This window comes from Micromonospora zhanjiangensis, from assembly GCF_042650605.1.
Lineage (GTDB): Bacteria > Actinomycetota > Actinomycetes > Mycobacteriales > Micromonosporaceae > Micromonospora_J > Micromonospora_J zhanjiangensis.
Genome location: NZ_JBHSBN010000058.1, coordinates 1 through 11,872, shown reverse-complemented (window position 1 = coordinate 11,872; position 11,872 = coordinate 1). Strand labels below are relative to the sequence as shown.

At 72.6% G+C, this 11,872-nt stretch carries 11 protein-coding genes; 4 read left to right on the top strand and 7 right to left on the bottom strand.

All coding sequences use genetic code 11. The features are described from left to right. Positions 1-1,471: hypothetical protein (locus ACFOX0_RS33260; RefSeq protein ID WP_377553507.1), on the top strand; the 1,471-nt coding region annotated here is incomplete at its 5' end. Positions 1,472-1,603: 132 nt separating this feature from the next. On the opposite strand, the gene ACFOX0_RS33255 is transcribed toward ACFOX0_RS33260, so the two are convergent. Then, entirely contained in the window at positions 1,604-2,554 is a 951-nt protein-coding gene (locus ACFOX0_RS33255; RefSeq protein ID WP_377553505.1) for a DUF6528 family protein, read from the bottom strand. Between the two features lie 160 nt (positions 2,555-2,714). Beyond that, entirely contained in the window at positions 2,715-3,911 is a 1,197-nt protein-coding gene (locus ACFOX0_RS33250) for an FAD-dependent monooxygenase (RefSeq protein ID WP_377553502.1), read from the bottom strand. A gap of 148 nt (positions 3,912-4,059) precedes the next feature. Between ACFOX0_RS33250 and ACFOX0_RS33245 the strand changes: the two genes are divergently transcribed. Beyond that, positions 4,060-5,175 carry a pyridoxal phosphate-dependent aminotransferase gene (locus ACFOX0_RS33245; protein ID WP_377553499.1) on the top strand — a complete coding sequence of 372 codons (1,116 nt, stop codon included), beginning with the start codon at positions 4,060-4,062 and terminating at the stop codon, positions 5,173-5,175. Positions 5,176-5,215: 40 nt separating this feature from the next. Here the strand turns inward: ACFOX0_RS33245 and ACFOX0_RS33240 are convergent, their stop codons facing one another. Both ACFOX0_RS33240 and ACFOX0_RS33235 read right to left on the bottom strand, forming a co-directional pair. Then, a complete protein-coding gene (locus ACFOX0_RS33240) occupies positions 5,216-5,509 on the bottom strand; it encodes a hypothetical protein (protein WP_377553497.1) in 294 nt (97 codons plus the stop codon). An 89-nt stretch (positions 5,510-5,598) separates the two neighbouring features. Beyond that, positions 5,599-6,591, bottom strand: a complete 993-nt coding sequence (locus tag ACFOX0_RS33235) for a trypsin-like serine peptidase (RefSeq protein ID WP_377553494.1) — start codon at positions 6,589-6,591, stop codon at positions 5,599-5,601. A gap of 238 nt (positions 6,592-6,829) precedes the next feature. On the opposite strand from ACFOX0_RS33235, the gene ACFOX0_RS33230 reads away from it, so the two are divergent. Next, positions 6,830-7,588, top strand: a complete 759-nt coding sequence (locus ACFOX0_RS33230; RefSeq protein WP_377553491.1) for a transporter substrate-binding domain-containing protein — start codon at positions 6,830-6,832, stop codon at positions 7,586-7,588. A gap of 26 nt (positions 7,589-7,614) precedes the next feature. Here the strand turns inward: ACFOX0_RS33230 and ACFOX0_RS33225 are convergent, their stop codons facing one another. After that, entirely contained in the window at positions 7,615-8,502 is an 888-nt protein-coding gene (locus tag ACFOX0_RS33225; protein WP_377553488.1) for a helix-turn-helix domain-containing protein, read from the bottom strand. A gap of 139 nt (positions 8,503-8,641) precedes the next feature. Between ACFOX0_RS33225 and ACFOX0_RS33220 the strand changes: the two genes are divergently transcribed. Further along, the gene (locus tag ACFOX0_RS33220; RefSeq protein WP_377553485.1) at positions 8,642-9,508 is read left to right on the top strand and encodes an aldo/keto reductase family oxidoreductase; all 867 of its coding nucleotides are present in this window, start codon (positions 8,642-8,644) and stop codon (positions 9,506-9,508) included. Between the two features lie 34 nt (positions 9,509-9,542). On the opposite strand, the gene ACFOX0_RS33215 is transcribed toward ACFOX0_RS33220, so the two are convergent. Together ACFOX0_RS33215 and ACFOX0_RS33210 are read right to left on the bottom strand one after the other, a co-directional pair. Further along, on the bottom strand, positions 9,543-10,388 hold the full coding sequence (locus ACFOX0_RS33215; protein WP_377553482.1) for a septum formation family protein: 846 nt from the start codon (positions 10,386-10,388) through the stop codon (positions 9,543-9,545). 206 nt (positions 10,389-10,594) lie between these two features. Beyond that, the gene (locus tag ACFOX0_RS33210; RefSeq protein WP_377553480.1) at positions 10,595-11,818 is read right to left on the bottom strand and encodes an MFS transporter; all 1,224 of its coding nucleotides are present in this window, start codon (positions 11,816-11,818) and stop codon (positions 10,595-10,597) included. Positions 11,819-11,872 lie beyond the last annotated feature (54 nt).

Sequence of the window (11,872 nt, the reverse complement as noted above, 5' to 3'; positions counted from 1 at the left end):
CCTAGCCCGGAACCCGGCCGCCCCGGTCGACGTACTGCTGCGGCTGTTGGAGACGGCGCCGGACGACATCGCCGGGACGCTCGGACGCCGTCCCGACCTGCCACCGCCGGTGCGGGACGCGATGCTGCGCCACCTGTCGCCCCGGATCCGCGGCGCCCTCGCCGCTCACCCGCGGGTCGATCCGCAGGCCCGGGAGGTGCTGCTGGCGGATCCGCAGTGGCGGGTGCGGATTCGGGCGTGGGGCAATCGCGACCAGCGACCGCTGTCCGACGAGGCGCTGACGCGCCTGTTGGCCGAACTCGACGATCCGCCGCCGCCGGACGTGCCGTTCACCCGCGAGGAGCTGCTCGGCGAGTTGTTCACGAGCGCCGCCGCCGGCCCTCGTCTGCGGACGCTGGCGGCCAAGCATTCCCGGCCGGGAGTGCGCCGGTACGCGGCCGGTTTCCTGACCGCGCTCGACGAACCGACCAGGCAGGCGCTGTTGACCGACGAGACGTCCGAGGTCCGGCAGGTCGCCGCCGATGCCGTCGCGTACCGGGAGCAGCTGATGGAGCCGGCCGACCTCCCCGACCATCGCGGTCACGCGTACTGGACGGTGCTGCACCGCAGGCTGTCCCGCGACTTGGTGGACCACGTCCTCGCCGGTGGCGACGTGGCGGCGGTCGGCGTGCTGGCCGCGAACGCGAGCACCCCGCCCGACGTCGTCGAGGCACTGCTGCGGCACCCCGAGCCGGCGGTGCGCCGCAAGGTGGCGGAGCGCCCCGACCTGACCGCCGGACAGTTGGCCGCGCTCGCCGCCGATCCGGCGGTCGAGGTGCGTACCACGGTGTCCGTTCACCCGGGCCTGACCGAGCGGCAGCGGGCCCGGATCGCCATCGATGTGACCACGGCGGACGGCGACGGGTGCTTCGGTCCGGCCGGCGGGTGTCACGCCTACCCTTACTTCCGGGTCCTGCCAGCGGAAGTGGCCGATTCGGTCCGGTGGGCCCGGTCGGTCAATCCGTTGCTGCGCCGCCGCGCGGCCGGGGATCCGCGGCTGCCGGGAGACATGGTCGCGACCCTCGCCGACGACCCGGACCCGGGGGTACGGGTGCTGCTCGCGCAGCATCATCCGGCCTCGCCACCGGACCTGCTGCTGCGCTGCCTGCTGGAGTACCAGGGGTGCGGTCGGGAGCGGTTGGCCGAGCGGCCGGGCTTCCCGACGGAAGGGCTGGGCCGCTTCGTCGATGACCTGGACCCGGTGCTGCGGCGGCTGGTCGCCCGTGACCCGGCCGTGGATCCGGCCGTGGTCGACCGGCTCACCGCCGACCCGGACCCCAGGGTACGGAAGGCGATGGCGGGCAGCCCCCGCCTGCCGGTCGCCCGGATCGTCGCGCTGCTGACGGATTCCGAGCTGGCCGAGTCCGCCGCGGCGAACCCCGCCCTGCCGGTCGAGAGGATGTGGCGGATTGCGGAGGAGTGGAGACGTTAGATCTTGACATCAGCTGGACCCTGCGACGTGATGCCCCGGGCGCTGTGCGCCCGGGGCATCACCAGGATGCGGTCAGACTTCCGTCCGACGTGGGTCGTGACCGGAGTTGCTCCTTGTCGGCGGGACCCGGTCCTACTGGAAGTCCGGCGTCCAGAGGCGGACCTTGTAGAACTCCGCCCCCGACCGCTTACGGTCCGCCGAGCTGGAGAACCGCACGGTCGGGCTGCCCCAGGTACGGGCGCCGGTGTTGTCGGCCCGGATCGACACGGCCTCGCCCGACGAGTGCCGCACGTACGCCTTCACCCGGGTCTCGCTGGAGATCTTCCGGGCGCTGAAGGTGCCGCCCGCGGTGTTGATCTCGTACACGCCGTGCGTGGCGGTGGCCAGCATCCGGTACTTGTTGCTGTAGTCGGGTTGCAGGTCGTGGCCGAGGTTGTCGCTGCCGATGCTGACCTGGGCGCCGTAGTGCTTGAGCCGGGTGCCGCGGTGGGAGCCCTCCACGGCGTACCCCTTGATCACGCCCTTGCCGATGGCCCAGAGCAGGCTGTACGTCGGGTCCCACAGCACGCCGTGCGCCCCGGCCAGGCTGATGGTCTGCACCTTGGCCAGCGAGCCGAGGTTGCCGACCGAGCTGGGCGCGTACAGCGTGAGGTGGCCGGCGGAGCTGGCCACCACCACCGAGCCGTTGCCGGGGATGCGTTCGATGGCGTGCGGGTTGCCGCCCGGCGACGCGCTCCACTTCAGGTCGCCGAGTCCGGTGTTCTTCTTGCTGCCGATGTCGACGATGCCGGCCTTGCCGCCGGAGGCGACCATCAGCGCGATCCAGCCCTGGGCGGAGGTGCTGCGGACCTTCACGTCGGACAGGTTGGCCCAGCCGCCGCCACCCGGGCCGAAGCTCCAGTGCACGTTGGCGTCGGAGAAGCTCTTGTTCTTGTGCCAGACGAACACCTTGTTCTTGACCTGCTCGGTGGTCGCGACGTAGTAGCTGGTCGCGGCCATCGCCGGTTCCGCGCCGAGCAGCGCGGTGGCCGGTGCGGCGGCCGCGCCGAGCGCCAGGCCGCGCAGGAGTGTACGTCGTTCCATGCTGGATGTCCCCCATATCGACGAACGGTAGGGCCCGCACCGTATCGCACCGCTCGCCCGACGCCGTGCCGTCAGCGCAACGATTGACACATGTAATGATCAAATTTGGCTCAAGTGGATGGAGGTGACCTGCCGCGCGGGCCGGACGGCTCGGTGTCCGTCAGACCGGGTCCGCGCCCGCGTAGGAGTGGGCGAACCACCGGGCCAGGATCGGGTCGTTCTGCAACGCGGACACCCACCCCTGGCGCAGGATGCTGCGGAACGCCCCGACGTCGGCGGACGGCTCCGATCGCGCCGGGTCGGATGGCGGCTTCGCCAGCATGATGACGTTGAGGTGCCAGTTGGAGAACGCCTGCGCCCGCCAGATCGCCGGCAGCCGGCCCGCGGAGTAGCCGACCAGTCGGGTGCCGTCGTTGGCGCGTCCGAACCGGTCGATGAGCCCACGGGCGAGTTCGACGGCGTCCTGGATGGCCAGGTTCATTCCCTTGCCGCCGGCGGGCGGGATCACGTGGGCGGCGTCGCCGGCGAGGTAGAGCCGTCCATGCTGCATCGGTTCGATGATCCGGGCCCGCAGGTCGACGAAGCCGACGTCGCTGAACGGGACGTCGGCCAGCCGGTCACCGACCATCAGCCGGGTCGACAGCTCGGACCGGATCCGCTCCTGCGGCCAGTCGGCGACGGTTTCGGTGGCGGCCGCCTCGAGGTAGTAGCGGGTGCTGGTCGGCGCGCGCCGCAGGTGCCCCGCGAAGCCGCGCGGGTGGGCCGCGTAGATGGTGTGGTCGGTGAGCGGCGCCGCCGCGGCCATGACCGCGAGCCACCGTACGGGCAGGCGCTGCTCGCTCACGGTCGGCGCGGGCATCGCCGCGGCGACGGCGCTGCGGGCACCCTCGCAGCCGACGACGACCTCGCAGGTGACCTCGAAGGGCGCGCCGTCGGCGGCGAGGCCGGACAGCAGGACCTCGTCCGGTTCCTCGCGGACGCGCACGACCGAGTGCCCGCACCTGATGTCGACGTCCCGCCGCTTCAGTTCCCGGAACAGCTTGTCCACGAGCGCGAACTGCGGGTACACGTAGTGGGTGCGGCCGCCGGTGAGCGCGCCGTAGTCGAGCACGACCGAATCCGCCGGGGTGCGGAACTCACACCGTCCGTTCTGGATGGTGAAGCTCAGGATCGTGTCGGCGATGCTCTCGCGGCGCAGGAGTTCGACGGTCCGGTGCTCGATCATCCCGGCCTTCGCGTGTTGCCCGACGGCCTCGGCCGGGCTGCGCTCCAGTAGGACGAACGGTATGTCCTCGCGATGCAGCATGTGCGCGATCACCAGGCCGGCGGGCCCGGCACCGACAATGCCGACGGGCACCTTCATCGACACCCCCGTGTGAATCGAGCCGTAGGTCCATTGTGCGTCAGCCCGGCCGTACCTCGATAGGTGTCGCGAGCGCATGCCGGGCCAGCGCGCCGGGATTGGCCCTGTCCGCGCCGGCCGGGAGCGGACGATCCTGGACGACATGACCACCTTCGCGCCCAGCGCCATGACCACGCTGATCGACGTACCGGTGCGCTACGACCTGGCCGAGAGCACCTGCCCGGCGCTGCGCCTGGGCGACCTGGTCGACCCGACCGACCTCAAGGACCTGGCGCTCGACTACGGCACCTCGCGCGGCGACGCCGAGCTGCGCGCCCTGATCGCCGCCGACGCCGGGGTGGACGCCGAGCAGGTCCTGGTGACCATCGGCGCCGTCGAGGCGATGTACCTGCTGGCCCACGCCACCTGCGGACCCGGCGACCGGGCGCTCGTCGTGACCCCGTGTTTCCCGCCGACCCGTACCGTCCCGGAGGGCCTCGGTGGCCCGGTGGACCTGGTGCCGATGTCGTTCGACGAGGGCTACCGGCTGCCGCTGGACCGGATCGCCGCGGCGCTCACGCCGCGGACCCGGCTGGTTTCGGTGGCCTCGCCGCAGAACCCGTCCGGCGTCCGGGTCACCGATGACGAGCTGCGCGCGCTGCTGGCCGCGGTGCAGGAGCGGGCGCCGGACGCGGTCGTCCTGGTGGACGAGACGTACCGGATGGCCACCTACGGCGACGGCACCCCGCCGGCGTCGGTCGCGGCGATGGCGCCGCGGGTCGTGACCACGTCCTCGCTGTCCAAGTCGCACGGCGCGGCGGGACTGCGGGTCGGCTGGTTGACCACCACCGACCCCGACCTGTACGACCGGCTGCGGGAGGCCAAGTTCGTCTCCACCATCGCCTGTCCCACGGTGGACGAGATCCTGGCCGCGCAGGTGCTCCGGCAGCAGGCGGACATCCTCGCGACGCGTGGCCAGCGGCTGCGGCAGGCGCTCGACGAGCTGCTGCGCTGGGCCGAGGAGCAGCCGGTGGAGATCGTCGTGCCGGACGGCGGGGCGCTGTGCTGCCTGCGGCTGCCCGCCGACCGGTTCCCCGACGACGCGGTCGGCGCCTTCTACGACCGGCTCGCCGAGCGCGACACCCGGGTGGCCCGGGGTTCGTGGTTCGGCGAGGAGGACCGGGTGTTCCGGCTCGGCTTCGGCCACCTCGCGCCGGACGACTTCACCGCCGCCCTCGACCGCCTCGCCGCCGCCCTCGCCGGGCCGACGGGAGCCTGAGCCCTCGCCGCCCCGGCGGGATCCTGACGGCGCCGCCGGGTCAGCGGCCGGCGGGCCGGGCCGGTGGGGCGCTCGGGTCGCCGGTTCCGTCGCCCGGACCGCCCTTGGGCAGCGGGATGGCGCTCGCCTCCTCGGCCGGGCTCAGCGGCCGGCCCGGCGTCCGAACCTCGCTCCGGTCCGGCGCCGCCGGTCCGTCGGCCGGTGTCGCGGGCCGGTCGGTCGGACGCTCCGCCGGCCGGTCCACGGCGGCCAGGCCGCGGACCGCCAGCACGCCCCCGGTGACGACGCCGGCCGCCACCAGCGCGGCCGCGATCACGATCGCCGTCCTGCTCATCAGAACACCTCCGTCCGGTCCACCGCGCTCCCGATCCCGGTACGTCGATCTGACGTACCGGGACCGAGATTAGTTGCCCGGTTGAATTGTCAGGAGTAATTCGCCACGCCGTTGTAGAGATTGAGGACATCGGTGTCGAAGTAGGGCCCGTAATTGATCGTGTCGGGGCCGTGGCTGATGACGCTGTCGACATACCCGAGGCCGGTCGCGTCGCTGTACTGGTAGAGGAACGGGCCGCCGCTGGCGCCGCCGGTCAGCAGGCAGTTGAAGCCGACCTGCTCGGAGCCGTAGGCGTACATGTTGCCCTGGCAGGCGTACTGCCACGAGCCGTCGTAGGGGGCGCCGGCCGGGTAGGCCAGCAGGGTGACGTAGAGGTTCTTCGCGTAGTTGACGATGAGGCCGTTGCCGCCGACCTGGTCGACCAGGCGGGTGCTGCCGTTGGGCCACACGTTGACGAACGCCAGGTCCCAGTCGTAGCTGCCGTTCTGGGTCCAGCCCTTGAAGCTGGTGAGTTGCTTCGCCCACCAGGTGCCGTACGGCCGGCTGCCGTGGTCGTAGTAGGGCACGAACTGCCAGTTGGTGTGCCACTTCTTGCCCTTGCCGCCGTGCACGCAGTGTCCGGCCGTGACCACGATGTTCTTGGTCGGGTTGTTGATGGTGCTGCCGGAGCAGACGTAGTCCTTGCCGTCGCTCTCGTCGTGGAAGAAGATCTTCCCGACCGTGATCGAGGCGTTGACGTTCAGGTTGGCCCGGTCGGTGGCCTTGACCGACGCGGCCTGGGGCGCCGCCGCCACGGTGGCCGGGCCGGTGGGCTTGTCGCTGGTGCTGCCGGTGCTGCCGGTCGGGACGGCCGCCGGCTTGTCGGCCGGGATCGCCGACCGCATCCGCTCCGGCGTCCAGTACGCCTCCAGGGCCGCGCCGGTCGACCCGGCGTCCGTGGCGGCGGTGCCGTTGACCGTCGCGACGGCCGAGGTGGCGGAGTTCGGCGCCGATGCCGCGGCCGACGCGCCGGCCTGTCCGCCCACCGTGGCGACGGTGGTGAGGGTGATCAGTAGCATTACCGCTTGGCGTGATCTCGTCACGTCCCCTCCCGAGGTGCGTGCTGTCTACTGCGGACAGCATGCGGGGCTGAACGCGATTCCTCTTCGCTTATGTCGCCTTGGTTACTGTGCGCCTTTTCTATTGCGCATCGACTTCGGATCTCGTACGAGGAAACAGGCTCGCGTAATGTTCCGGAATGGGCGTCCAGAAATTGAGATTGTTCGATTCCGAACGGTCGAACCAGGCCAGCGGCAACGGACCATGCGTAGACTCGCGGCCATGACCCAGCAGCAAGATCAGCAACCGTCGGTCGACCCGGCCCTGGTGACGGTGTTCGCGCCAACCGGCGTGCTGCGGGCCGCCATCAACGTCGGCAACCCGATCCTGGCCAACCGGAACGCCGGCGGCGACGTCGAGGGCGTCTCCGTCGACCTGGCCCGCGAGTTCGGACGTCGGCTCGGCGTACCGGTGGATCTTGTGGTGTTCGAGAAGGCGGCGGCGTCGGTCGAGGCGGTCCGCGGCGAACGGGCCGACGTCGGCTTCTTCGCCGTCGACCCGGCCCGCGCCGACGGCCTGCTGTTCACCGCGCCGTACGTCCTCATCGAGGGCGCCTACCTGGTGCCCGAGTCGTCGCCGGTGACCGACAACGGGCAGGTGGACGCGGCCGGCCACCGGGTGTCGGTGGGCGCGGGCAGCGCGTACGACCTGTTCCTCACCCGCGAACTCGGCCGCGCCGAGATCGTCCGGTGCGACGGCGCGGCGGGCGCGCTCGCCGCGCTGCGGGCCGGCGAGGTGCAGGTGGCGGCGGGCATCCGGCAGGTGCTGGAGCGGGCGGCCGAGCGCGCGCCCGGGGTACGCGTGCTGCCGGGCCGGTTCATGGTGATCCAGCAGGCCATGGGCGTGCCGGCCGGTCGCGGCCCCGAGGCGCAGGCGTTGCTGGCCGCGTTCGTGGAACGGGCGAAGTCGACCGGGTTCGTCGCCGCCGCGCTGGCCCGGCACCGGATCGAGGGCGGCACGGTGGCACCGGCCGCCGGCTGAGCCGTGGGGGTGCGGCCCCCGGCGGGTCAACCGGCCGCGGTGGCCGGCAGGTCGGTGGCCGGTGGGCCCGGGGCCGCCTCGGCGTCGGTGGCGGCGAGTGAGCCGAGCAGGGCCAGCGACCGGGCCGTCTCGGATCCCCGTTCGGCGTGGTAGATCACCAGGAGTTGACCGCCGGAGTCGCTGACCGGCAGCTTCTCCAGCCGCATCTCCAGCGGACCGACCAGCGGGTGCCGCAGCCGCACCGGGGCGCCGGTGAGCGGCTTGACGTCGTGCCGTGCCCAGAGCCGCCGGAACGGTTCGCTGGCCGCCGCCAGTTCGTCGACCAGGCGGGCGACCCGGGGGTCGTCGACGGCGGCGCCGATCGACGAACGGGCCGCCGCCACCAGGCCGCCGATGGTGCGTTCCCAGTCCAGGGTCATCTCCCGCTCAGCCTCGTCGAGCAGCAGCGACCGCAGCCGGTTCAGGCCGGGTCGGATGGCCGGCGACAGGGCGGTGGCCAGCCGATTCGCGGCGAGGACGTCGAACGTCCGGTTCTCCACGAACGCCGGCAGGTCGAGCACGTCCAGCAGTTGCCGGATGCCCGCCGGTACGACCTGCGGTGCGGCCCGCGGGGCCGACTGCCGCGCCGGGGTGGCGCGCTGGCCCGCGGTGAGGCCGAGCAGGTACTCGATGGCGGTCGCGTCCAGCCCGAACACCCGGGCCAGCGCCGACAACACCTGCGGCGACGGGTTGCGGTCGCGGCCCTGTTCCAGGCGCAGGTAGTAGTCGGCGCTGATGCCGGCGAGGGTGGCGACCTCCTCGCGGCGCAGGCCGGGAGTGCGCCGGACGCCGGTGACGCGTAGGCCGACGGCGGCCGGGTCACGCAGCTCGCGGCGGGCGCGTAGGTATTCGCCCAGCGTGTTCGACCTCGTCATCGGGCCCAGTCTACGGCGGACGGCGGCCGAGCCTGGTCCTGTCACCCCCCAGGATGACCGGGACACTGCCTGCGCGGCCGGGGCCGGCGGATCCTGGACGGCGGGTCGCGGCGAGGGTCCGCGGCCGGGAAAGGAAACGATGGCATCCCAGGATCTGTCCGGCGGCCGTTACCGGGTCGCCGATCTGGACTTCACCCGGGTGGGCTACGGCGCGATGCAGCTCGCCGGCCCGGGCGTCTTCGGGCCGCCGAAGGACCGCGACGCCGCGCTCGCCGTGCTGCGGACGGCGGTGGAGATCGGCATCCGGCACATCGACACCGCCGACTTCTACGGTCCGCACGTGACGAACGAGCTGATCCGGGCGGCGTTGTCCCCGTACCCGGAGGATCTGGTCATCGTCACCAAGGTCGGCAACCGGCGCGACGCCGCGGGCGGCTGGCCGCGCGCCCGGACCCCGGTCGAGCTGCGCGCGGCGGTGCACGACAACCTGCGGCGGCTCGGCGTCGACGCGCTGGACGTGGTGAACCTGCGGATGGGCGGCGTCGAGGGCCCGGAGCCGGGCTCGATCGCCGAGCAGTTCGGCGCGCTGGCCGAGCTGCGCGAACAGGGCCTGATTCGGCACCTCGGGGTCAGCACCGTCACCGCCGAGCAGCTCGCCGAGGCCCGGTCGATCGCGCCGGTGGTCTGCGTGCAGAACCACTACAACATCGCCCAGCGCGGCGACGACGACCTGGTGGACGACACCGCGCGGGCCGGCATCGCGTACGTGCCGTACTTCCCGCTGGGTGGCTTCTCGCCGCTGCAGTCGGACGCGCTGCGCGCGGTCGCGGCCCGGCTGGGCGCGACGCCGATGGCGGTCGCGCTGGCCTGGCTGCTGCGCCGCTCGCCGAACATCCTGCTGATCCCGGGTACGTCCTCGGTGGCGCACCTGCGCGAGAACGTCACCGCCGCCGGTTTGGAGTTGCCCGCCGACGCGATCGCCGAACTGGACGCGATCGGCGGCTGATCGCGTCCGGCGGCTGATCGCGTCCGGCGGTTGGTCAGCGGCGGAAGCGGTGTTTCAGCGAGAAGGTCTCGTCCCGCTCGTCGTTCCAGTAGAGGCAGCGGACAGCGTGATCGCCGAGCGCCCACGCCTTCCATGGGGGGAACTGGAACCAGACGCCCGCGTCCCGGCCGAACTCGGCGTTGCCGGTGTAGGCGGCGATCACCACCCGGCAGTGGTCCATCACCGGCTCGGGTTTGTCGGCAACCGTCTGGTACGTGTCCTCGGGCGCGCTCCAGATGCCGACGTATTCGAACCGGTGCGGCTTGGTGCAGGGCTGCGGAATCCACTTCTCCTTCTTGTCCTGGTTGAAGCAGCCGAGGGCCAGCGGAGAGGTATGGGTGAACTCGCCCCGCAGGCTGCCGGTGTGCTCGGTGGTGACGGCCTCGATGTCGAGCATCTGCACGGTGACCAGGTCGCAGCGGTACCAGCGGCTGCCGGCCGTCCAGTCGTCCGCCCCGGGCACGACGACCTGGATGGTCAGCAGGCCGCCGCGCCAGTCGGCGCCGAGGTATTTCGTGGCTTCCGGACCGCAGCCCTGGAACGCTCTCTTGTCGGCGTCCTGGTCCGCTGACGGGGGAGTGCCCCGGTCGGCGTCCGGACCGGTGAAGGTACCGACGTAGGCGGTCTCGGCGCGGTGCTTACCCGCGCAGTCCACCGGGGCGTACTTGTTCCGGGGCGCGATCGGTTCGACGGTGGCGTGACAGGTGCCGGCCGCCGGCACGAACGGCGACGGCGGGGGAGCGGACGTGGGTGTGCCGGCGGTGTTGCCGGCGGACGGTCCGCAACCGGTCAGCAGTACCGTCATCAGCACAATCGCCGGTGCCCCGAACCTTCGTCCCATGTGGACACCTCCCCGTTTCCGGGCAGCAGTTTAGAGCATCGGCGGCTCACCCGGCGGCCCGTGCCGACGGTCCCGGTCAGGCCCGGACGAAGTCCTCGCCCAGCAGCGTCCGGAGCCGACCCAGCGCCCGGGCGTTCCGGGTCTTGACCACCGACGTCGAGACGTCGAGGATCCCGGATCGGTGACACCACCGGGAGAACGAGTTGTCATCGCCGGGCCGGGTCGGCCTCGCGGCGCAGCGCGCGGCGCACGAACGGCGTACACCCCAGCACGGCGACCAGCCCGGCGGCCCCGGCGGCGGCGACCAGCGGACGCGGGTCGAACCGGTCGACCAGGACGCCGCCGAGCAGGAAACCCACCATGCCGGCACCCTGGATGACCGCGCCCAGCACGGCCCAGGCGCGACCGCGGGCGGCGGGCGGGACCCGGTCGGCGACGACGACCGAGATGAAGACGTTCAGGCCGCCGTTGCACGCGCCGCCGAGCAGCCAGAGCGGCACGAGCAGCAGCGCGTGGCCGACCGTGGCGGCGGCCAGCACGGTCGCGCACATGCCGGCGAGCACGAGCAGCATGCCCCGGACGAGCCGGCCGGGGTGGCCGGCGCGGTGGCCCAGCCGGCCGAACAGCACCGCGCCGGCCAGCATGCCGGCGGTCCACGCCGCGCCGACCACGCCGTAGACGGTGGTGGAGGCGGCCAGGCTCTCCCGGACGAAGAAGACGTCGATGACGTTGATCGCGCCGACGGCGCCGACGACGACCGCGACGGCCGCCGCCGCCGCGGCCAGCAGCCGGTCCGCGCGTAGGCTCCAGCCGGGCCCGGCCCGGACCGCGTCCGGCGCCGCGGTCGCCGCCGGTCGCCGACCCCGGGTGTTCCTTCGGGTACGAATCAGCAGGCCGGCCGCGACCAGCGACAGATAGCTGACCGCGTCGACCAGCAGCGGCACCCGGGTGCCGAACTGGCCGACCAGGATCCCCGCCAGGGCGGGGGCGAGCAGCATCCCGAGGCTGCCGGCGGTCTGGTTGACGCCGCTGGCCCGGGCCAGGTCGGCCGGGCGCACCATCTCCGGCAGCAGGGCCGAGAGCGTCGGTTGGGTGACCGCGAGCCCGCACGCCAGCAGCGCCACCAGCACGATGATCACGACGGGTTGGCGGGCGACGGCCAACCCGAGGCAGACCGCGGCCTGGGCCAGACCGGCCGCGATGAGGATCAACCGGCTGTCGTATCGGTCGGCGATCCGGCCGGTCACCGGGGCGAGCAGCACCAGCGGCAGGCTCGCCGCGAGCAGCAGGGCGGCCACCGCCGTACCGCCGGCGCCGGCCTGCTGGAGGGCGAGGGCGAGCGCGGTGGCGGCGAGGAAGTCCCCGCAGGTCGAGATGCCCCGGGCGGCGGAGGCCAGGTAGACGTCGCCCCAGCGACTTGTGAAGGACATTTTTCGAAGATATTCCTTCACAACTGCCCGGGGCAAGTCCGCGGAGCGTCTAGT